The sequence below is a fragment of the Deltaproteobacteria bacterium genome, from assembly GCA_026129095.1.
Taxonomy (GTDB): Bacteria; JAGRBM01; JAGRBM01; order JAGRBM01; family JAHCIT01; genus JAHCIT01.
In genome coordinates this window covers 1-21,040 of sequence record JAHCIT010000011.1, presented here as the reverse complement: position 1 = coordinate 21,040, position 21,040 = coordinate 1, and the positions used below count along the sequence as shown (strand labels likewise).

18 protein-coding genes and 1 other RNA gene are annotated in these 21,040 nt (G+C 63.2%); 12 read left to right on the top strand and 7 right to left on the bottom strand.

The genetic code is table 11. From position 1 onward, the window contains the following. Positions 1-36 precede the first annotated feature (36 nt). The 3 genes from KIT79_14180 to KIT79_14170 all read left to right on the top strand — a co-directional run bounded on the left by KIT79_14180 (position 37) and on the right by KIT79_14170 (position 3,475). Positions 37-1,386, top strand: a complete 1,350-nt coding sequence (locus KIT79_14180) for a hypothetical protein (GenBank protein ID MCW5830451.1) — start codon at positions 37-39, stop codon at positions 1,384-1,386. Positions 1,387-1,396: 10 nt separating this feature from the next. Then, positions 1,397-2,146, top strand: coding sequence for a DNA repair protein RecO (gene recO, locus KIT79_14175; GenBank protein MCW5830450.1), 750 nt, complete (start codon positions 1,397-1,399; stop codon positions 2,144-2,146). Between the two features lie 66 nt (positions 2,147-2,212). Then, positions 2,213-3,475: a hypothetical protein gene (locus KIT79_14170; GenBank protein ID MCW5830449.1), complete on the top strand. Its 1,263-nt coding sequence runs from the start codon at positions 2,213-2,215 to the stop codon at positions 3,473-3,475. Positions 3,476-3,484: 9 nt separating this feature from the next. On the opposite strand, the gene KIT79_14165 is transcribed toward KIT79_14170, so the two are convergent. Then, a complete protein-coding gene (locus KIT79_14165) occupies positions 3,485-4,807 on the bottom strand; it encodes an AarF/ABC1/UbiB kinase family protein (protein MCW5830448.1) in 1,323 nt (440 codons plus the stop codon). 258 nt (positions 4,808-5,065) lie between these two features. Here KIT79_14165 and ssrS point away from each other — a divergent pair. Further along, a non-coding RNA gene (gene ssrS / locus KIT79_14160) (6S RNA) lies at positions 5,066-5,269 on the top strand. On the opposite strand, the gene KIT79_14155 is transcribed toward ssrS, so the two are convergent. Next, entirely contained in the window at positions 5,268-5,540 is a 273-nt protein-coding gene (locus KIT79_14155; GenBank protein MCW5830447.1) for a hypothetical protein, read from the bottom strand. The genes ssrS and KIT79_14155 overlap by 2 nt on opposite strands. A 208-nt stretch (positions 5,541-5,748) precedes the next feature. On the opposite strand from KIT79_14155, the gene KIT79_14150 reads away from it, so the two are divergent. The 4 genes from KIT79_14150 to KIT79_14135 are packed head-to-tail and all read left to right on the top strand — an operon-like array spanning position 5,749 to position 9,967. Beyond that, positions 5,749-6,330 (top strand): 5-formyltetrahydrofolate cyclo-ligase, encoded by a 582-nt coding sequence (locus KIT79_14150; protein MCW5830446.1) that lies wholly within the window; start codon positions 5,749-5,751, stop codon positions 6,328-6,330. Between the two features lie 3 nt (positions 6,331-6,333). After that, positions 6,334-7,914 carry a ribonuclease Y gene (gene rny / locus KIT79_14145; GenBank protein ID MCW5830445.1) on the top strand — a complete coding sequence of 527 codons (1,581 nt, stop codon included), beginning with the start codon at positions 6,334-6,336 and terminating at the stop codon, positions 7,912-7,914. Between the two features lie 14 nt (positions 7,915-7,928). After that, positions 7,929-8,747 (top strand): TIGR00282 family metallophosphoesterase, encoded by an 819-nt coding sequence (locus KIT79_14140; protein ID MCW5830444.1) that lies wholly within the window; start codon positions 7,929-7,931, stop codon positions 8,745-8,747. A gap of 44 nt (positions 8,748-8,791) precedes the next feature. After that, positions 8,792-9,967 (top strand): tyrosine--tRNA ligase, encoded by a 1,176-nt coding sequence (locus KIT79_14135; GenBank protein MCW5830443.1) that lies wholly within the window; start codon positions 8,792-8,794, stop codon positions 9,965-9,967. 1 nt (position 9,968) lies between these two features. Here the strand turns inward: KIT79_14135 and KIT79_14130 are convergent, their stop codons facing one another. The 5 genes from KIT79_14130 to KIT79_14110 are packed head-to-tail and all read right to left on the bottom strand — an operon-like array spanning position 9,969 to position 16,101. Beyond that, complete coding sequence (locus tag KIT79_14130) at positions 9,969-11,153, bottom strand: glycosyltransferase family 4 protein (GenBank protein ID MCW5830442.1); 1,185 nt, start codon at positions 11,151-11,153, stop codon at positions 9,969-9,971. After that, a complete protein-coding gene (gene asnB, locus KIT79_14125) occupies positions 11,150-13,015 on the bottom strand; it encodes an asparagine synthase (glutamine-hydrolyzing) (protein ID MCW5830441.1) in 1,866 nt (621 codons plus the stop codon). The genes KIT79_14130 and asnB overlap by 4 nt, the downstream gene beginning before the upstream one ends. Further along, positions 13,015-14,109, bottom strand: a complete 1,095-nt coding sequence (locus tag KIT79_14120) for a glycosyltransferase (protein MCW5830440.1) — start codon at positions 14,107-14,109, stop codon at positions 13,015-13,017. The genes asnB and KIT79_14120 overlap by 1 nt, the downstream gene beginning before the upstream one ends. Next, positions 14,106-15,173 (bottom strand): glycosyltransferase family 4 protein, encoded by a 1,068-nt coding sequence (locus KIT79_14115; GenBank protein ID MCW5830439.1) that lies wholly within the window; start codon positions 15,171-15,173, stop codon positions 14,106-14,108. Before KIT79_14115 ends, KIT79_14120 begins: the two co-directional genes overlap by 4 nt. Beyond that, positions 15,157-16,101 carry a glycosyltransferase family 2 protein gene (locus KIT79_14110; protein MCW5830438.1) on the bottom strand — a complete coding sequence of 315 codons (945 nt, stop codon included), beginning with the start codon at positions 16,099-16,101 and terminating at the stop codon, positions 15,157-15,159. The genes KIT79_14115 and KIT79_14110 overlap by 17 nt, the downstream gene beginning before the upstream one ends. Positions 16,102-16,354: 253 nt before the next feature. On the opposite strand from KIT79_14110, the gene KIT79_14105 reads away from it, so the two are divergent. The 4 genes from KIT79_14105 to KIT79_14090 all read left to right on the top strand — a co-directional run bounded on the left by KIT79_14105 (position 16,355) and on the right by KIT79_14090 (position 20,636). After that, entirely contained in the window at positions 16,355-18,592 is a 2,238-nt protein-coding gene (locus KIT79_14105; protein ID MCW5830437.1) for a cyclic nucleotide-binding domain-containing protein, read from the top strand. A gap of 80 nt (positions 18,593-18,672) precedes the next feature. Then, positions 18,673-18,876: a hypothetical protein gene (locus KIT79_14100; GenBank protein ID MCW5830436.1), complete on the top strand. Its 204-nt coding sequence runs from the start codon at positions 18,673-18,675 to the stop codon at positions 18,874-18,876. Positions 18,877-18,936: 60 nt separating this feature from the next. Continuing rightward, entirely contained in the window at positions 18,937-19,854 is a 918-nt protein-coding gene (locus KIT79_14095) for an ABC transporter ATP-binding protein (protein MCW5830435.1), read from the top strand. Next, positions 19,851-20,636, top strand: coding sequence for an ABC transporter permease (locus tag KIT79_14090; protein MCW5830434.1), 786 nt, complete (start codon positions 19,851-19,853; stop codon positions 20,634-20,636). Before KIT79_14095 ends, KIT79_14090 begins: the two co-directional genes overlap by 4 nt. Positions 20,637-21,040 lie beyond the last annotated feature (404 nt).

Below are 21,040 nucleotides of genomic sequence, written 5' to 3'. Positions count from 1 at the left end.
TACTGCCTGCCAGCCGCATTGATGGCGGTTTCCCTCATGTCCGGGTCCCTGTATGCACAGGCCCCGGCCGGGCCTGCCTCGCAGATGCGTCTGCGGATACCGGGGAATCCGGACAACCAGCGTCCGGAGGCCGTGTTCGAGTTTGACCGCATCCGGCCCGGACACTTCGACGAACTCCAGCAGGCGGTGAGCGGTCTGGGAGGAGCCATACGGGCACGGGATATCCCGTCCGCACGGAAACATTACGCCGATGTGGAACGGCTCTACCCGGACGATCCGGTGCTGCTGGGCCAGCTCAAGTCCTACCTTCTTCTCTATGAGGGGATGCAGCTTTACTTCGGCGAAGGGAAGCCGGCCGAGGCGATCCGCGTATTCGAGAGGCTGGACGCGCTGGGTCCGTCCTTCACCGACCACCTGAGGCCATGGGGAATGGCGAGCCTCCAGCTCGGAGACAGCTATTCCGCGGTGAAACACCTGCAAGCCTACGTGGACCGGGGAGGGTCGAGCCGCGGTTTTGCGGGCGCGCTCGGGCAGGTTTACCACGGCCGGAACCGGGACGATCTCGCCATCCGTTTCCTGCGCGAGCAGCTCCAGTATTCGCCGGGCGATCCCGGCGCCCGGGCGCTCCTTTCACGGATCGAGTCCGAGCAGACGATCAAGGGGAACTATACCGGCCGGGAGAGCGAGCATTTCCGTGTGGAGTTCGACGGCGCGGTGAATCTCGCCGCCGCTTACCAGCTTCTCCAGATCATGGAGCAGGCCTGGCGTGAGGTGGGGCGTCTGCTGGATCACACGCCACGGCAGAAGATCTCGATCATTCTCTTCACGGGCGGCAGTTACCGGCAACTGGCGGCAAAGGGATTCGCGCCGGACTGGTCCGGCGGGTTCTGGGACGGCCAGAAGATCCGGGTGCCGTCGGAGAAGGCGGCCTCGATTGATGCCGCCACCCGCAACACCCTGTACCATGAATACGTGCATGCCCTGATCCATGACCGGGCGGGTACGGGGTACAGCCGTATCCCGCGCTGGCTGCATGAGGGGCTCGCGCAGCTTGCCGAGCCGGATAACTCCACTTGGAAATGGAACAATTACAGGCCTCCGGCGGGCTGGATTCCGCCGTCGATTGCGATGCTGGGTACGATCGGCTGGAACTTTCTGGGGCCGGAGGCCGCCGCCCAGCTGTACCTGCAGTCGTTTTCCCTCGTGAAATACATGACGACGGCCTATCCCCGCCGGAATATACTGGCCCTGATCGATGCGTTCGCTGCCGGTGCGGAACTGGACGCCGCGTTCCGGCAGGTCTACGGCATCGATTCGGTCGAGATGCACAACCGCTGGTGGCGAACCATTGGCGGCGCAGAGGGCCTGAAGGGCAGGGCAAACTAGGGTGGAACTGGTGGATAACGCACTGGTGCTCCGTCTGTACGATTCGGGCGAATCGGACCGTATCGCCACCCTGCTGACCCGGGAAAACGGGAAACTCACCGCCATGGCGAAGTCGGCCCGTGCCTCCCGCGAGCGGTTCGGGGTGGCACTCGATCTTTATCGTGAGGTTCATGCCGCCTGGCGGCCGGGCCGGAGCGATCGCACGCTGCTGTTGCGGGTGGAAGCTTCAAGTCGCACACCGGCGGGGTTCCCGGACTTCGAGCGGCTGGCTACCGCTGCGCTCTGGGCCGATTTCGTGGACCGTTTTGCTCCTGCTGGGGAGCCGCTTCCCGGTCTGTATGACCTTCTGGTCCAGGGGCTTGACCTTCTCCGGGACCCGGCGATGAACGTGGCGGCTGTGAGGGTGGCCGTTTCGTTTGAACTGCTCGCCCGTGAAGGACTGGCACCGTCGTTCGGAAGGTGCGTCGAATGTGGCCGAAGCCTGGTCCGTACGGCATGGAAGTTCGTCCGGGCTTCGCGGGGACCGGTGTGCGGCTACTGCACGGCCGTGTCGAAGGAGGACCGGATATCGCCTGCCGCGCTGAAAAGTTTCGAGGTGCTGAGAACCCGTCCTCCGTCGCAGTGGAAGCGGTTGCGGGTGGAGCCGAGGCTGTTTGACGAGATCGACCGCTTCACCCTTGACCTGCTGGAAGAGGCAGCGGGCGCGCCGCTCATGGCGGCGCGGTTCGCCGCTGGCGGACAGGTCTCTCGGCGTGTTTGAAACGGAACCCGGAAGCGGGTATCCGGAAAGAAACGAATTCGGCCAGATCCAGGACGTAGAATTAAGGTGCAGGAACTCCGCTTCAAGCTTGTCAGCCGTGGCTCCGGGCAAAACAAGCTCCATGTCATCACCAACGTCACCAACGCTGCGGGGGCCGTTCAGTACTGCCTCATCCTGGTGATCGGCCGTTCCGGCCAGAAGCTGGCGCTTCAGGACCTGAAGCAGGCCAGTTCCGAAGATGTCGCGAACTACCTGCTGAACATCTTTAAATCCGACACGGAGACCTCGACTGTCCAGTTTGACCTGAACGAGGAGAATCTCGTCCAGGATCTGGTGGAGGGGGTCATCGTGCTGCTGGGGCGTAAGCTGCTGGGCCTTACCGAGGACCATCCGGTTGCACAGGTCGAAAAGGCCCGGCAGTACATGACCAATGCGAAGGGCAGCACAGCCTGGGCCGGCCTGATCAAGCCGGGCAAAAGCGCCGCGCCGGGAACGAAAGCCCCGCCGGCGAAGACTGCGGTGCCCCGTCCGGGCAATCCGGCCCTGAGCCGCTCACCAGCCGGAGACGAGCCATCCCTCGATTCCATCCTGGGGGGCGACAGCCCGCTTGGAAACCTCGGCGAGCCGGAAAAGCAGAAGCTCGAAAAGCTGGAAAACGTGCCGGGGGTTGAAGGCAAGCTCGTCCGGTTCACGACCCGCTATTCCAAACTGATTCTGGAAATGTCCGAGCGGGTGAAGGCGGCACCCAAGGGCGATCTGAAGTCCTACGCTGCCATCGCCCGCAACTTTGCGCCGGGAGTCGCCCAGGTCGCTGCCGAGGCGACGTCGCTTCCGCCGGAGTATTTCGTTTCGCAGTCGGCTGCAAAGGTGGAGAAGGCCCTCAACCAGCTTTACATCCACCGCCTCACGTTCAACCTCCCCGAAATCCGCGACAAGGGAAAGGGAGACCTGTCGAAAATCCTGACGATGGACCTGAGCGGAGCCAGGAAAACCGAGTCGCACTCCATCACGGTGGATTTCCTGTTCCAGAAGCGGTTTGGCGTGCCGCCGGAACTGGGCGACACGCTCCGGGACCTGCTCCGGTTTTCCTGGGGAATGCCGGTCGCGTGCGACGAGAGCTTTCCCTATGTCACCCGCAAGGTGGATCTGACGAAACTCTATTACGTGTACTCCGGATCAGCCCGGCCGATGGACACGGACATTTTCTTCTTCCGCGAACTCGATGGCCGGTGCGGGATGGTTTATGTGCCCTATCAGTACCTGGGTACGGGAATCCTGAACGCGCTGCTGTTCGATTTCTTCAGCCGTCCGTGGCAGCAGGGCAGATAGCTGCAGATATCAGGCGGTGCCGCGAGCCTGGGAGCCCTTCAGTTTCTGGGCCATCTGGAAATCTGCCAGCATGAAGTTGACCAGCCTTGCGTCGTTGAAGATGTTGAGCTTGGGCGCGAGGTTCTTCGCGTACTTGTCGAAATAGAGAAGCTGCTTGGTGATCAGGACGAATTCGTTGGGGAGCCGCATCCTGTGCTTGACCGACACGCGCATGACGTCAGGAAGGACCTCGCCGATCTTGAGATTTGAAAAGCTGGTCGTCAGCCATGGCCCGTAGCAGCCTTCCAGATCCTTGGCCATCTGTTCCACATCGACCTTCTGGCTCACGCTTCCCATGTCGACCAGCACCTGTGCCAGCTTGCTGAAGTTCCCGCGCTGGAAGGCCATGATGTATTCCATCACCATGACCTTCTTCTGCTCGTCGAACCGGCCGATGATGCCGAAGTCGAGGAACCCGATCCGTCCGTCGTGCAGGAGCATCAGGTTCCCGGCGTGGACATCGCCGTGAAAGAACCCGTGCAGGATGATGCACTGGAACCAGCCGCGGAGGCCCGCGACGAGCTTTTCCTCGCTGTTGTAAGGCGAGGCGAGGATGCCTTCGTAGTCGTCCACCCGCCAGCCCTTGAACCGCTCCATCGTCAGGACGCGCTTGGTGGTATAGTCCCAGTAGACAAGCGGTGCGACCACGGAGGAGTTGTCGGCGAGCTTCATGATCTCGTTGAACTGGTCCATGTTCCTGCCTTCAAGACGGAAATCCAGTTCCTGGACGATCGTGCTGCGGAAATCCTCCACGACGCCGACCGGATTGGCCAGTTCGGCATGGGGCACGACAGCCTGGATGATCCGGGCGATAAGGCCCATGATCTTCATGTCGTTCACGACGCGCTCCTCGATATGGGGGCGCTGGATCTTGACGACCACTTCCTCGCCGCTGGAGAGCGTGGCGAAATGGACCTGGGCGATCGAGGCGGCGGCGATCGGCTTCACCTCGAAGGTCCGGTAAACCTGCTTGAACGGACGGCCGAACTCCTCCTGCAGGATGCGTTCGACCTCATGGAACGAGAACGGCGGAACCCGGTCAAGGCATTTGCGGAACTCCTCGGAGTAAGCCTTGGGGAAAAGCCCCTCGCTGGAGGCAATGATCTGCGCCAGCTTGATGTAGGTCGGTCCGAGATCCTCGAAAGCCTTGCGCATCAGGACCGGTGTGGTCAGCGGAAAATAGTTCCGCCCCGTCAGCAAGAAACCGATCCGCCGGACCATGAGCATGTCGGCGAGCTTGATCAGGGCATATTTGAGGAAAATGTAAACGGTGACGATAAAGCGCCAGATCATTGAGTTCCCGTCTCGCTGGGCGGAGTTGTCCCGGTTGCCCGGTCAGAAGGCTCCGGAGCGGCAGCCGCTTGTATAACCTAAGCGTCAACTAAAAAAAATCAGCCGTGCTTTCGGCCAGATACACGCTTGCCGGGGCCGGGGGTATTGCCAGCGGGGCGGTTCCGTAGCACTACTGGTAGCTGTTGGCAGGCGCGCAAGGCCGTTCCGGTGCGGAACGGTTCAGGGAGGCGGGGCCTGCCGCAGACATACAGGTTTGAAATTCCCCTGGGGCGTACGTGAACAGACCGTTACAAGTTCTCTGAGCCTATTCCAAATTCCTGGGAGTTGTTCCAGCCGGCGCCGGGGAGGCCGCTGACCGCTTGCGGTCCGGGCGGGAACCCATATCGGATGCCGGTTTACGACGCCCACCTGCTAACAGCGGGTCTCAGGAACACGACGGCAGCACGGCGTTCTGGGGGTATTATCCGCAATCATGCCCCGTGTCCCGGTTGCAACCGCTTCCGGCCACGGGGTATACTTTTTCCGGTTCGGCCACCGGATTTTCCGGGCGGCCAGTAATGACAAAGACCTTGACCGAATGACAGGAATCGTTGCGATTTTCGTGCTTCTGGCAGTCTTCTGGACTGCGGTGGGCGCGTTCGTCCGTGCGGACCAGGATGGGCTTGAGGGGGCGCTGGCGCAGCCGGCCGCTCCCCGTTCCGGCATCATCCCGGGCCGCTTGCCGGCTTATCATGCAAAACAGCGCCGCACCTGGGTGCGGCCCGCCTCACCACCCGGAAGTTCCGGCCGCTTTGGCGGCCTGCGGTGCTGAGTCCCTTTTGCCTGGTGCACCAGTAGTTCCGGCGTTTCCTCCTTCGTGAAAGGTCTGTCAGCCTAGGACCGGCGTTCGGTTTTGCGACAAACCGGGCGGGGTCCGGGGCGGAAAGGCCCTGGCAGAAGCGATGGTTACCGCGTCCGAATCCAAGGCGGCCCTCCGGAACCGGTTCCGGCGCGAAATCCCACCTCCGGATCGAACCGTGTCGGGTTCCATCTCCGAACGCCTGACGGGCATGGAAACATTGCGATCTGCCCGGACGGTGGCGCTCTTTTGCGCCGCCCAGCCGGAGCCCGATCTCACGGCCGTTGCAGTCGAAATAGAGAGCCGGGGTGCCCGGCTCGCCTGGCCACGTGTCACCGGTGAAGGACAGATGGAGTTCCGGGCGGCGAAAGCATCGGGACCGTTTGTGGCAGGGGCGTTCGGGCTGAGGGAGCCCGCACCGGCGGCCGAACTGGTCCCGCTGGCGGAAATAGACGTGCTGCTGGTACCGGGGCTTGCGTTCGATCTCGCCGGCTACCGGCTGGGGCGCGGCAAGGGATTTTATGACCGGGTTCTCGGCGATGCCGGATTCCGGGGTGTGAGCGTTGGCGTGGCGGCCGATGCCTTCGTTGTGGATGAACTGCCCCGTGAGGCGTGGGACCGGCCGGTTCACCGGCTGGTGACCGAGACCCGCGACCTGCGAATCCGGAAACAGCAGGGAGATTGAGTGATGGAATATCTGGTGCCGGCGGGGGCCGGCGTGGCGGGACTGATACTTGGTGTGGTGGGTGTGATGGTGCTGGGCCGGAGCCGTGAGCAGAAGATGCTCGGCGATGCCCAGCGGCTGCGCGAGGACATGGTGAAGAAGGCCGAGATGCGGGCGCGGGAGATCGAGAAGGAGATCGTCGAGAAGGCCCGTGACAAGGCCCAGCGCACGCGGGAGGAACTCGAACGGGATGCCCGCGACGCCCTGAAGGAAGCGGAAAAGTCCGAGCGCCGGATGCGGGACAAGGAACGCGACGTGCAGGACCGTCTGGACCGGCTTCAGCGCGAGGAGCGGGATCTCAAGACGCAGCAGGAAAACCTGAAACGCACCGAGGCGGGTTATGCCGACCGGCTGCGGTCGCTGGAGACGCAACAGGTGGCCGTAAAGGAAAAGCAGACGGCACTCCAGAAGCAGCTGGAACAGGTGGCCTCGCTGACGGCCGAGGAAGCCAGAAAGCAGCTTCTCTCATCGGTCGAGGAAGACGCAAAGCTGGAGGCGGCCCGTATTGCCCGCCAGCTTGAGACGCAGGCGAAGGAGAAGGTCGAGGAGAGCGCCAAAAAGATCATCGCCCTCGCCATCAACCGCTATTCGGGCGACTATGCCGCCGAACGCATGGTCAGCGTCGTCAAGATACCGGGCGACGAGATCAAGGGCCGCATCATCGGCCGCGAGGGGCGCAACATCCGCGCCCTGGAAGTCGCCACCGGCATGGACTTCATCATCGATGACACGCCGGAGACGATCGTCATTTCCGGCTACAATCCGCTCCGGCGGGAGGTGGCCAAGCGGTCGCTGGAGAAACTGATCGCCGACGGCCGTATCCATCCGGCCCGGATCGAGGAAGTGGTCGCCAAGTCCGAGCGCGAGGTGGAGAAATCCTGCAAGGAGGCCGCCGACCAGGCGGTGATGGACCTCGGACTGACAGGTGTCCATCCCGAAATCCTCAAGCTGCTGGGTTCCCTCAAATACCGGACCAGCTATACGCAGAACCAGCTCACCCATTCGATGGAGGTGGCCTTCCTGTGCGGGATCATGGCTTCCGAGCTGAAGCTCAACGTGCCTGTCGCCCGCCGCTGCGGCCTGCTGCACGATATCGGAAAGGCGGTTTCGCATGACGTGGAAGGGCCGCACGCCTATATCGGCGGCGACCTGCTGAGAAAATACGGCGAGAAGGAGGACGTGATCGTGGGCGTTTCCTGCCACCATGACGACGATCCGCCGACCATCTGGGCCGCCATCACCCAGGCCGCCGACGCCCTCTCGGCTGCCCGGCCGGGCAGCCGCCGCGAACAGATGGAATCGTACGTAAAGCGGGTCGAGTCGCTTGAGAAGATCGCCAGCAGCTTCCCCGGCGTCGAGCGCAGCTATGCCGTGCAGGCGGGCCGGGAACTCCGGATCATGGTGGACAACAGCAAGGTGTCGGACGACGAGGCCTATGCGCTCTCGAAGGAAATCGCGAAGAAGATCGAGGCCGAGGTCACTTACCCTGGCCAGATCAAGATCACGGTATTCCGCGAGACGCGGGCGACGGAGTTTGCGAGGTAACCGGTCCGGAAACAATGAAACTCTTTTTTTCAGGCGATATTTTCGGCCCGGCGGGGCGCAAGGCGTTCCGGACGCTGCTTCCGGGCGTGATCCGCGAGTTCGGGGTTGACGTGGTGGTGGCCAACTGCGAGAACGCCGCCACCGGTCACGGCATTACGCCGGATATATACAGGGAACTGGTGCAGGCCGGGGCTGACTGTCTGACAAGCGGTAACCACATCTTTGACCGGCACGAGATCATCGACCCGATGGACCGGGGCGACTGCCCGCTGCTGCTCCGGCCGGTGAACTATCCCTCGCGTACGCCGGGGCGGGGCATGACGGTGATCGATGCCCCCGGCGGGGTGAAAATCGGGGTCGTTTGCGTGATGGGCGCGGTTTTCATGAACCCGGTTCCTGCGGATCCATGGGAAGCAGTGGACCGGGCGCTGGAGGGACTCCGGAACGAGACTCCCTGTATCCTGGTGGACATGCACGCCGAGACGACCTCCGAAAAGCAGGCAATGGGGGTTTTCTGTGACGGCCGGGCGAGCGCCGTGATCGGCACCCACACGCACGTGCAGACGGCCGACGAGCGGATATTGCCCGGCGGGTGCGCCTATATTACCGACGCAGGGATGACCGGCCCCTACGATTCGGTGATCGGCATGAATGCGGAGATTTCAGTCCGCCGGTTCGTGCGCAAGATTCCCGAAAAGGGCGAAATGGCCGGCGGTGGCGCCCGCCTGTGTGGCGTGGTGCTGGACATTGACACGGCGACCGGGCAAAGCCGGTCCATCGTGCGGGTGAACCGCCCGCTGGACGGTGGCCGGGAAGAAAAGAAAACCGCGTGACCACGGACGAAACCAGGCTGAATGACGCGCAGGAGCGCGACTTCCTGCGCCAGTGGGAACTGATCTGCCGCGGGGCGGTGGAGATCGTTCCGGAGCCGGAGTTGAAGGAAAAGCTTCGCCGCTCCGTCGCCACGGGAAAGCCGCTCCGCGTGAAGGCCGGGTTCGATCCGACGGCTCCGGACCTGCACCTAGGCCACACGGTTCTCATCCACAAGATGCGGCATTTCCAGGAGCTGGGGCATACGGTGGTTTTCCTCATCGGTGACTTTACCGGAAAGATCGGCGACCCGACGGGGAAGAACGAAACCCGTCCGCCGCTTTCGGAAGACGAGATCAGGAAGAATGCCGAGACCTACAAGGCGCAGGTATTCAGGATCCTCGATCCGGCAAAAACCGAAGTCCGTTTCAATGGCGAGTGGATGGACAGGATGTCCGCGAGTGACATGGTGAAACTCGCCGCCCACTACACGGTTGCGCGCATCCTGGAGCGGGACGACTTCAGCAAGAGGTATCTGGGCCACACGCCGATCCACATTCACGAGTTCCTGTATCCGCTGGTGCAGGGGTACGATTCAGTGGCACTTCAGGCAGACGTGGAGCTGGGCGGAAACGACCAGAGGTTCAATCTCCTGGTGGGTCGCGCCCTTCAGGAGTCCTATGGCCAGCGGCCCCAGTGCATCCTGACGATGCCGCTCCTGGAGGGGATCCGGGGCATCGAGAAGATGTCGAAGTCGCTCGGCAACTACGTCGGCATCACCGAACCCCCGTTCGAGCAGTTTGGCAAGCTGATGAGCATTTCAGATGACCTGATGTGGAAGTACTACGAGCTTCTCTCGGCCGAGCCTTTGGATGAGATTGCCCGGCGCAAGACGGGCCACCCGATGGATGCCAAGAAGTCCCTCGCCCGCGAGATCGTGACCCGCTATCACGGCGGGGAAGCCGCCCGGAAGGCGCAGCAGGACTGGGAAGCCCAGTTCTCCAAGGGCGAGACGCCGGAAGATATGCCGGAGTTTTCCTTCACCGGCGGACGGGATCTCGCTGACCTGATGGTCGAGGCGAAGATAGCCGAGTCTAAAAAGGATGCCCGGCGGAAGATCGAGGCAAATGCAGTCACTGTCAACGGGGAAAAGGTGACGAATGTGAAGCAGCGCTACGACCCGCCTGCCGACCTCGTCATCAAGGCCGGGAAACGTTCCTGGGCAAAAGTAAAACTGGGCTAGGTTACTTCCTTGCGGCCAGTTCTTCGTACAAACGCCCCAGCGTGTCGCACAGCCGTTCGATGGAAAAATTAGATGTCACATGACGGCGGGCGGCCGCACCGAGCCGCATGCGAAGTTCTGTATCGTCGAGCAGCATCATTATCTTCTCCGCGAGTGCGGCGGCATCGCCCTTCGGCACCATGAAGCCGGTCTCGCCCCCGATCACCACGGTCTGCACTGCGCCCACATCGGTCGAAACCGCGGGCAGGCCCGCTGCCCCGGCCTCGATCAGGGTCACCGGTGTTCCCTCGTTGTCCGATGTGAGTGCGATGATATCGAGGCCGGCATAGATCGGTGCGGTTCTCGTCTGGAATCCCATGAAGTGAACCTGGTCCGGAATGCCCGACGCCCGTGCCAGTTCCTGAAGCTCCGTTTCCAGTTCCCCGCCGCCCACGATAACGAAATCGGTATCGGCGCGTTTCCCGGCAATCATCCGGGCCGCTTCGAGAAACATCGCGTGGTTCTTGATCCGCGTCAGCCGCCCGACGATGCCGACGAGCTTTTTCCCTGAATCGACGCCGAGCGACTGCCGCAGGGCGAGCCGGGCCTTTTCCCGGCCTTCACCCGACGCCTCGACGAAAGGCCCGAGGTCCAGTCCCAGCGGCACGACGAGGATTTTTGCGGGATCACACAGCCGGTATTTTTCGGTCATCTCGATCCGGAGCTGGTCGCCGACGACAAAAATCCGGTGGGTAATCAGGGCAAGCAGCTTTTCCGTCCAGACCACGAGGCGAGAGACCAGCGGGGAGAAATACCCGTGAAACACATGACCGTGGAACGTGTGGATTCTCACCGGCACACGGGCGATAAAGGCCGCGATCCGTCCCAGAAGGCCCGCCTTCGACTTGTGCGTATGCACCACGTCCGGCCGCTCGCGGCGGAGCAGGCCGACGAGCTGGAAAAAGACCAAAAGGTCGTTCCAGGGAGAAATGCTCCTGCCCAGCGACGGCAGGTATTTTTCCTTTATGTTCCGGCCCTTCAGGAGATAGCTCATGTCACCTTCGTCAGGGCCGATCTCGCCGCGGACGAGCAGTGTCTCGAACCGGCGTCCGTCGTTCAGCCGCTCGCTGGTCAAGGTGACATGAATGGCCGGGCCACCCACGTTCATGCGGTCGATGATCCTGACGATCCTGAGCGGACGGCTCATGACCGGATTCTCCGGAGCCAGTGGTCCAGCACGATCAGCGCCCAGATCACCTGCTGGCCGCCGTCCCGGCCGTCCATGTGGGTCTTCCACAGGAGCCGCACAGCATCGGAATCGACATGGTCATGGAGCGGGCTCTGCCGGTCGAACAGGCGGGCGGCGGCCCACTCCTGCAGGACACCCCGCAGCCATTTGTGGATAGGCACTCCGAAGCCGTGCTTCCGGCGGTGCAGGACCGGATTCGGGAGAAACCCCTCGTAGGCCTTCTTCAGCCACCGCTTGAGCGCGAGTCCCCTGGCGAGTCCATCGGCCGGAAGGGTCAGGCCGGTTTCGATCACGTCCTTCGCCAGAAACGGCGAGCGGAGTTCGAGCCCGTGGTTCATGGTCATCCGGTCGGTCTTCACCAGCAGGTCGTCAGGCATATAGCTCTCGAAGTTCGCCGCCAGCATGTCATGGATGACGGAGCCTGAACCTGGAGTGGAACCTGCCGGCCAGGGAAAGAGGGAAGCGAAGCCGGCCGGTTCCGTCATGTACCGGCGCGCCTGTTCCGGGGGCTGGATCGCCTGCCACCTGAGGAGCCGCTCGGCGGCCGGATGGATTCCATCCCGCAGAAGCCGCCGCAGCCGGTCGCCGCGGTTCCCGTAGCCGCCCGTGTCCGGCACGAGCGGGGCAAGTGGCGAGAGCAGCCGCCGGACGGCAAGGGGTATCCGCTCGGTCAGCAGGATACCGGCGAACCGCTCGTAGCCGCAGAACACCTCGTCCCCGCCGTCGCCGCCCAGTGCCACGGTGATATGGCGGCGGGCATGTTCGGCCAGCGACCAGGTGGCGATGGCCGATGAATCGGCCATCGGTTCATCGAGGGCGTTCAGGGTCGATTCGACGATGGCCTCGCTCACGCCAAACATCTGCTCATGATGATGGGTGTTGAGCAGCCGTCCGATCTCGCGGGCCCACGGGCTTTCGTCGTAACCTTCGCCCTCCCGGAAGCCGATCGAGAAGGTGTTGATCTCGTCCACCCCGGCCTGCCGCATCTCGTAGACGATGATGGAAGAATCAATTCCGCCGGAGAGGAACGCGCCGAGCGGCACATCGGCTTCAAGTCGGGACTGGACCGCGAGCTTCATTGCCCGGCGGATGCAGGGTAGGGCTTCCCGTTCCGGCAGATGCACGGGGGTGAACCGGGGCCGCCAGTACCGCTGCTGATCCGTGATCCGGCCGTTTTCGATGCGGAGCCAGCTTCCGGGCGGAACCAGCCCGATACCCTTGAGGATTCGCGGTTCCCGTGCATAGCCGAGGGTCAGGTATGACCATAAGCCCGCCGGGTCCACCGGCGGCACTTCGGGCAGGAGTGCCAGCAGGGAGTAAACCTCGCTGGCGAACGCAATGCCGGGACTGCCAGGGCCAAGCGGGTTCTCGCTGAAAAACAGGGGTTTCTCGCCTGCGGGATCGCGCACCAGGAACAGCGACCGGTCTGCGTGCCTCCACAGGGCGGCGGCGAACATGCCATCCAGCTTGATGAAGGCATCCGTGCCCCGCCGTGCGAATGCTCGAACCAGCACCTCTGTATCCGAGCGGGTCGTGAAGGTCTCCCCCTCGGGGGCGAGTTCCTGCCGGAGTTCACGGTGGTTGTAGATTTCACCGTTGTAGGCGGCAGTGACACGGCCCCCGGAATCCGTAAACGGCTGCGCGCCGCCCGTGCGGTCGATCACGACCAGCCGGCGGTGGCCAAGTGCCAGCCCCTCCTGCGCGTAGTAGCCCTCGTCGTCCGGCCCCCGGTGGGCGATGCGGCTGGCCGCCGCCCGGACCCGCCGCTGGAGTTCGGCGGAATCCGCACCGGGCACGAACATGCCGGCGATGCCACACATCAGGCGAGTACCTCGCGGTAAAGCTGCTCGATCCGGCGGACATTGGACTGCAGGTTGAACTCCCGGGCGACTGTCTCGCGGGAGGCGGCTCCCATCTTTTTCCGGAGCGCAGGATCGGCGAGCAGTCTGGAGAGAGCACCAGCCGCTTCCAGATCGTCTGTCACGAGAAAGCCGTTCTCGCCATCCCGGACGAGAGTTCCTACGGAGGCAATCCGTGTGGCGATGAGCGAGCACCCTCCCGCGCCGCCTTCGAGCAGCGCCATGGGGAGCCCTTCGGTTCGGCTCAGGAGAAGCACAATGTCCGCCCGTGCGCATAGGGCCGGGATATCGCGCCGCAGGCCGAGGAGATGGATGCGCTTCGCATGTGGAGAGGCGTCACGGGCGGCGGCAAGGGAAGCGGCCAGTTCGCCGCCGCCCGCAAATACAAGATGCGCGTTGGCTGAAGAACCGGCCTTTTCGACCGCCCGCTCAAACACGTTCAGGGTTTCCAGCGGCCGCTTGAGTTCGATCAGGCTCCCGAGCACCAGAACCACCGTGGCGTCAGGCGGGATGCCATCCAGAGCGGCGGGCCGGGCGGAGACGAAGCGATCCAGTTCGACGCCGTTGTTCACGAGCTCGGTTCGCCGTGCGGTCCGGCTGTCGGCCGCCAGCGATGATCCCACGGCGATGACGAGATCCGCCCTCGGCCAGGCGAGCCGGGCGATCCGTGCGGTGAGAGGGCGCATCGACTCCGGCTGGGAATGGTTCGTGGCGACGACCTTCGTGCCCGTTCCCCTGGCGGCAAGAACGGCCCACAGGGAGGGCACCGGAAGATGGGCGTGGATCAGCGTGATCTGCTCTCGGCGAATCCAGCGGAAAAGCTCCCACAGGCTGAAAGGGTCGTTCGCATGGCCGGAAGGAGCGAACCGGACCGGTTCAAATCCGCCGGACCGGAACTCCGGTTCCAGGTCGGCCGGTTTCCCCAGATAGCCCAACCGGTAGTCGAACTGCGACCGGTCCCAAAGGCGGGAACTGTTCAGGACGAGGGTCTCCGCGCCACCGATACCCAGCGTCTTGAGCAGCACGAGCACACGCGGTCGCTGGCTGCCGGTCATCGTTCCGCCGCCTTGTGGATGATCTCCGACCAGAGGGGCACATACCGGCGCAGGTCGTATTGCGTCTCTGCCCGGTCGCGCCCTGCCACGGAAAGCTGCGTGTAAAGGCCCGGATCGCCAAGCAGGCGGTCGAATGCCTCGGTCCACTCCCGGGTGGTCGATGCAAGGAGCCCCGCCTTTCCGCCGTCGAGCGCGTCCACGTTCATGCCTACCGGAGAGGCGACGACCGGAACGGCAGCGGCAAAATACTGGATGATCTTGGTGCCGCACTTGCCCCGGCTCCATTCGTCGTCGGTGAGCGGCATGATGCCGATGTCGAACTGTTCGATCTCGGCAAGTTCGGTCTCGGCGCGCCAGATACGCTGTTCCAGCGGCACCCCCTCCCAGCTGAGGGCCGTGGCTCCGACCGTGCGGAAAACGATCTGCCGCCGGGCGGCGATCCCCCGCAGGGCTTCCTTGACGAGTCCCAGGTAAAACGTCGTGAGGGGCGAGCCGATCCAGCCGATGACGATGGGCCGTCCGGCAGGGAGCCGCCGCGGGGCAGGGCGGGGCCAGGCGGAAAGATCGAGGCAGGTGGGGATCACCTGCACATTTGGGTTCCACTCCCGGATGCGTCCGGCGAGATAATGGTTCCCAGCGACGACGGTATGCGCCATACGGGCCAGGCTTTCCAGCTTGCCGTCGGTTCCCAGCAGCTTGCTGCGCCATCCTTCGGGATGTCCGGGCGGGCGCAGGTCAATGGCGTCGTCCACGTCGAGAATGAGCGGCCGCCCGCTTTTGGCATACAGCCATTCGATCCACGGCACCATGTGGTTGACGAAATCCCGCTGGATCACAATGACATCGTTCAGGGCAGCGGTTTCCACGATCCCCGTCATCCGCTGAAGAGCGGTACGCGCATACCCGATCGTGGTGGCTTCAGTGTTGGCGGGGTCCACCGTGATCTGGAGTCCCTCGGCTGCCAGGTAGTTCACGTACGAATAGACGCGGAGCCGGGCGCTGGCACCCTGCTCGTCCGTCTGGGTCAGGAACCGGACGCGGATGGGTTTAGGCCGGGTAGTCACGTGGGTCGATCTTTTCCAGTTTCGGATCGTATCCGCGGCCGATCGCCACGGCGGTCCGGAACTTTTCAGCGAGGACATCCCTCAGCCACGGCCGGGTCGTGGCGGCCCGGAGAAGATTGAGCAGTTCGCGGCCCGCGAGCTTTGGCGCGAGCAGCGAACCCCAGCCCTCGTTTTTCAGGTGGAGCCAGAGCCGGTTCCGGTAAAGCAGCTTCTCCTGCTCCGGCCGGGCTCCCAGGGAACCGTAACGCTGATGATAGGCTTTTGCGCCGGGTATGAAAACCGCGCTCCATCCGAGCCGTCGCGCCCGCCATGAGATATCCACGTCCTCATAGTAGGCGAAAAAACGCCGGTCGAAATAACCATGCTCCGGGTCTTTCACTGCCGCGAGCCAGTCACGGTGGTAAAGCGCGACCGCGCCGCTCGGGCCGAATACCGGACCGGCGGTCTGATGAGCCGCTCCGGGGGTTTCCCCCCGGTGCCGATCAATAAAAAGTCCCGTGCGGGCATTGAACCCGATGCCGGTCGTATCAATCCGGCCCGTTGGCTTCATAGTCTCATCGAGATGGAGAACCAGTGGCTGAACGGCACCCATTTTCATTTCCGGGTCGAGGGCCGGAAAGGCGGACTTAAAGAAGTCCGGGTCCAGCAGGGCATCGGAATTGAGGGCGAGATAGGCGGTGATCTCCGGATTGGCGAAGGCTGCCTCAATAAGCCGGTTATGGGCTTCGGCAAAACCGGTATTGACCGGCGACTTGAGGAGAACCGCTTCCGGCCAGTTCTGTGCGATCCAGCCGGCCGAATCGTCGGTACTACCGTTATCGAAAAGCAGGACAAGGCGGGGCTGTGTGCTTAGGGCGGAAAGGCTTTGCTTCAGGCCCGGCAGGAGATTCCGGTTGTTCCATATCGCTATGCCAACGGCGCAAGGCACGGTTTCGGTGTGACCTAGCGCACTGGAATTGCCTGAAAAATTCTGTTCTTTCAGCATGTTAGTTGACTACAGGGGCATATTACCTGATAATTTATGCGTTCTGGTCCTTCGCCCCTACTGTAGGCCTGTCTGGAAGGTGGTTCCAGACGGGGCGTTTCGGTTGTGGTGTTCTTCTGTCCTTCCCTTACTGGGGCCCGGTTGCCCCTGACAGGGATTGTGCCGTGCTGCGGGAACAGGCGGGAAACAGATGCAGTTGACGAATGTTGCACCGGGATGTGTTCACCTCAAAAGGGGTGACCTCACCGTCTTGTTCGGATGCCCGAACGAGATTCTCAAGGTAATCCTCCAGAAAAAGCTGACCATGCCGTCGGCGATCGTGCTGCCGGACACCTTCCACAAGGACGGCTCCTCGCTCGTCGCGGTCGAGTTCCCGTTTTACCACTTCGTGTTCGTGCAGGGCGCGCTGGCGAGCGGCCGGAAAATGCGCATTTACGGAACCCGGTCTCAATGCAACCGCATCCGTGAAATGCTCAGGATCACGCTGCTGGGGCCGACGGACGAGGAGATGCGAGCCTGGAAGGTTCCGCCTTCGGTGCGGAAATACCTCCGGGCCGATCTGGACTATCTGGCCGTCAAGCATGCCGACGGTTCCATCCGGCAGATCGACGATTTCATTGATTTCGTCGAATTCCAGGGTTCCCACGCCGCGTTGCTGATCGATGACGAGGACAATCCCCTCTACGTGAGAAAGCTCGGCGACGACCGGTTCGCGCTGCTCGGCGCCGAGGACGGCCGCGATGTGATCGAAACGGTCGAGATACCGCTCGACCAGCCCATCGAACCGCCCTATTCGACGCCCATCGCCCAGAGCGCGCAGTTGCCATCGATCCTGGCCGTGGACCTTCTGGGCGCCTCCAATGGGTTCGACCCGAACTTCCCGACGACCTGCTATCTGCTGTGGCTGTCCGGCGTGGCCGTCCTGTGGGACTGCCCGGCATTCACTCACCACCAGCTCAAGCAGCGCGGGGTTTCGAAGGAGTCGGTCAAGGCAATCATCGTCACCCATGTCCACGACGACCACCTGAACTTCCTGGAGTTCCTGCTCGACAAGCACCGGCCGCTCGTCATCTCCACGCCGGAGATATTCGAATGCCTGCTCATCAAGATGGGCGCGATCCTGGGCGAGAGCCCCGGTTCGATCCGCGACTACATGGACTTCATGCCGGTGCCGGTGGACGAGCCGGTGCGGCTTTTCGGCGTCGATTTCCGGTTCTTCTACGGGGTCCATTCGATCCCCGCGCTCGGCGCCGAGATGTCGGTCCGCGACAAGGACGGCAAGCTGCATAGCGTCTATATCTCCGGCGACACGCTTCACCACCGGGGCCTGGACGAGATGCACGGGAAGGGGCTCCTGGAGGCTGCCCGCCGGGACCAGCTCAAGAGCTTCCTTGGCAAGCGGTACGATCTTCTGGTGATGGATGGCGGCGGGGAGCCCATTCATCTCGATCCCAAGGATTTCGCCGGTTCCGACCAGAAGCTGGTGGTCACGCACCGGTCCACCTATGACGGGAAACTCGGGCCCAATTCGGTTGTCGCCCGGCCCGGCGATTCGTTCCAGGTGGTTCCGGCCGATACGGTGCACCCGTTCCATGTCCTTGGTATTCTGGAATCGCTCAAGCTGTTCGATATCCGTAACCGCTACTGGATCGACATCATCCTGACCCGCGGGACCGTCCGGAACGTGCAGAAGGGGGAGACCATCGTTCGTGAGGGAACCCGCGGGGACACGTTCTATTTCGTGCTTGCGGGTTCATTCGACGTGACCGTCGCCGGCACGCGGGTGGCCGAGCTGGAGCGCGGCGACTTCTTCGGCGAAATCGCCATCCTCCAGCAGATGGAGCGCACCGCCTCGGTGACGGCGGCGTCGGCCTCGACGGTGTTCGAGCTGCCAGGCGATCTCTTCATGGAGTTCGTGGCGGAAAACGGGCTCGAACAGACATTCATGAAGCTCTGGGCCCACCGCAAGGCGATCAAGGAAGTGGAGCTGTTCGCCGGGCTGGATGCCTCGGCGATCCACCGGATCTCGCTCGTCGCCGAAACGCTGGTCTTCAAGCCCCGCCAGACGATCGTCGGCGAGACGGAAGTCGCCAAGGCGCAGAATATCTACATCATCCAGGAAGGCTCGGTTCGTCTCAGCCAGGGAGGCAAGCCGCTCAAGGACGAGCGCGGCCGCCCGCTGGAACTGGGCCCCGGCCGGTATTTCGGCAAGAACGTGAGGATCGCTGGCGTGCAACTGGCCCGGTACCGGGCCACGACCGAAGGCGGCTGCCGCGTTCTGGTCATCTCCCGGGACAAGCTCCGCGCCCTCGAGCAGGAGATGCCGGTCATCCGGCACCGGATCCGGCTCGTGATGGGGAACGAAACGGCCGGAGTCCGCAAGACTGCCCGCAACGGTGCGGCGCCGCGCCGGGCTGCATCCGCCCGCCGGTAGGAAGGTCATTGCCGGTTGCCCCTCGCGTCCGGGGCCGGATATAGTGCAGTTTCAGGCGAGGGTGCTGGCGGGGGGTTTCGATGAACCTCGATGGTGATGCGACCGGAGTCGCGGAACTCAAGAAAATGGCCGCGGCCAACAAGGACTTCCTCAAGTTCCTGATCAAGGAAGTCCGCACATCGTTCGAGGGTTTCGCCGAGTTCAAGGGCACCGATGGCGTCCGGTACAAGCTGGTCCGTGACGGGCTTAATCCCGACCACCTGACCGTCCAGAAAATCGGCTGATGGCGGTCTCGCGAGGCCGCCAGCCGCCTTCCCCGGCATAAGCTCCTTCTCCCCTTGCCTATGGCTCCACTCATATCGGTTCGTGAACTGGAAAAGAGGTTTGACGCGCTGGAGATCGTCCGGGCGATCAGCTTCGATATCGCGCCGGGTGAATGTGTTGGCCTGCTGGGGCCCAACGGCGCGGGAAAGACTTCCACGCTCAAGATGCTCGTCGGGCAGATGTTCCGCACCGGTGGCGAGGTGGAGGTATTCGGCATCGACCCGGAACGTCACCCGGTTGACGTGAAGGGCCGCCTTGGCGTGGTTACCCAGGACGACACGACCGACCCGGACCTCACGGTGGAGCAGAACCTCGTCGTGTTCGCCGGGTATTTCGGCATCCGGGGGGGCGAGGCGACCCGCCGGGCCCGTGACCTGCTGGAGTTCGTGCACCTGACCGAAAAGCGGCGGGAGAAGATCGAGAACCTCTCGGGCGGAATGAAACGCCGGCTACTGATCGCCCGCGCCCTGGTGAACGCGCCCGAACTGCTGGTGCTGGACGAGCCGACGACCGGCCTGGACCCGCAGGCGCGCCACCTGATCTGGCAGAAGCTCCGGCTTCTCAAGCGCCAGGGGACGACGATGCTGCTCACGACGCACTATATGGAGGAAGCCGAGCAGCTCTGCGACCGCATCCTCATCATGGACGGGGGGCGGATTCTCGATTCCGGCTCCCCGGAAAGCCTCGTGGCCCGGCACGTGGGGGCGGAGGTGGTCGAGGTGTTCCTGGGCGACCGGGAGCCGGCCGAGGTCCTGGGCACGCTCGGCAGCCCCGTCCCCCGCCACGAGATCACCAACGACATGCTGTACCTCTACCTGGACGGACAGGCGGATATCGCCGCCCGTGTGCGGGCGTCGGGATTCACGGAAGTGATCCAGCGCCCGGCGACGCTGGAGGACGTGTTCCTCAAGGTGGCGGGAAGGGAGATTTCCGAATGACGGCGGTCTTCGCGCTTCCGTGGATCGGCATCCGGACGCTCACTGTCTGGAACCGCAACCGGATCGTCTGGATGCAGGGAGCTTGGCTCTCGACGGTCTTTGGCGAGCTGTTCGAGCCGATCCTCTACATCTTCGCCTTTGGCTACGGACTGGGGTCAATGATCCCCGAAATGGGGGGCATGTCCTACATCCATTTCATCGTGCCCGGCGCGCTGGGCCTCAGCATCATGTATTCGTCGTCATTCGAGTGCACCTACGGGTCGTTCACCCGGATGTCGCGGCAGAAGACCTACGAGGCTGTAATGCTGACGCCGGTTGCGCTGGAGGAGGTCGTCGCCGGGGACATCTTCTGGGGCGCGACGAAGGGGCTCATCGGCGGCTTCTTCGTGGTCTGCGTCGTGAGCGTGGCCGGGCTCGCCCAGAGCCCGTATCTCGTGCTGGCCATGCCGGCGTCGTTCCTGGTGGGGCTCACCTTCGCGGCGATGGCGCAGCTCGTGACGGCCCTCGCCCCGAACTACGACTTCTTCACCTACTACTTCACTGTCGTGCTGACGCCCATGTGGCTCCTGAGCGGGGCGTTCTTCCCGGTGGAGACGCTGGGGCCGTTCTGGACCGGAGTGGCCGGTTTCCAGCCCCTGTTCCATGCGGTGACGGTGTTCCGCGAGCTGGCCGCGGGGCGCGTGCATCCCGGCCTGCTGCATCATGTGGCGTGGCTGCTACTCTACGCCTATGTGGCCTTCGCCCTGTCGATCAACCTGATCAAGCGCCGGATCGTGAAGTAGGTCGGACCGGCTCCGCTGGGAGCCCGCACGGCCCGTTCAGGCCTCCGTGGTATAATGGGCAGCGGACAGGGGGCGTCGCGCTCCGTCAAATGATGAGCGGCCTGCCCGGCCCTGAAGGGTCTTGGTGATTACGCAAATTGCTTCTATTTCAGGAAACTCACGTCTTGGGAAACCGGCCGCTGCCTTGGGTTGCGCCCAGCCGGTGAACCGGGCCGCCGCCACGCCTCACCACGGCTCACCACGCTTCACCACACCTCAACACGGGTCAGGACGGCAGAAAGTGATGGAGATCACATAAAAATAACACGTGAAAACAGATAGTTACAGCCACCACGCTTCACCACGGCTCACCACGCCTCATTTGAGGTGAGGCGTGGCCGCTAGCCGAACCTGACCTCTGGGAG

Coding starts and splice junctions, on each gene's coding strand:
- KIT79_14180 (MCW5830451.1), top strand. CDS start 37: ATGTCCGGGTCCCTGTATGCACAGGCCCCGGCCGGGCCTGCCTCGCAG.
- KIT79_14165 (MCW5830448.1), bottom strand. CDS start 4,807: ATGATCTGGCGCTTTATCGTCACCGTTTACATTTTCCTCAAATATGCC.
- KIT79_14155 (MCW5830447.1), bottom strand. CDS start 5,540: ATGATAAGCCGGCAAGCGGCCCGGGATGATGCCGGAACGGGGAGCGGC.
- KIT79_14150 (MCW5830446.1), top strand. CDS start 5,749: ATGGTTACCGCGTCCGAATCCAAGGCGGCCCTCCGGAACCGGTTCCGG.
- rny (MCW5830445.1), top strand. CDS start 6,334: ATGGAATATCTGGTGCCGGCGGGGGCCGGCGTGGCGGGACTGATACTT.
- KIT79_14140 (MCW5830444.1), top strand. CDS start 7,929: ATGAAACTCTTTTTTTCAGGCGATATTTTCGGCCCGGCGGGGCGCAAG.
- KIT79_14130 (MCW5830442.1), bottom strand. CDS start 11,153: ATGAGCCGTCCGCTCAGGATCGTCAGGATCATCGACCGCATGAACGTG.
- asnB (MCW5830441.1), bottom strand. CDS start 13,015: ATGTGTGGCATCGCCGGCATGTTCGTGCCCGGTGCGGATTCCGCCGAA.
- KIT79_14120 (MCW5830440.1), bottom strand. CDS start 14,109: ATGACCGGCAGCCAGCGACCGCGTGTGCTCGTGCTGCTCAAGACGCTG.
- KIT79_14100 (MCW5830436.1), top strand. CDS start 18,673: ATGAACCTCGATGGTGATGCGACCGGAGTCGCGGAACTCAAGAAAATG.
- KIT79_14095 (MCW5830435.1), top strand. CDS start 18,937: ATGGCTCCACTCATATCGGTTCGTGAACTGGAAAAGAGGTTTGACGCG.
- KIT79_14090 (MCW5830434.1), top strand. CDS start 19,851: ATGACGGCGGTCTTCGCGCTTCCGTGGATCGGCATCCGGACGCTCACT.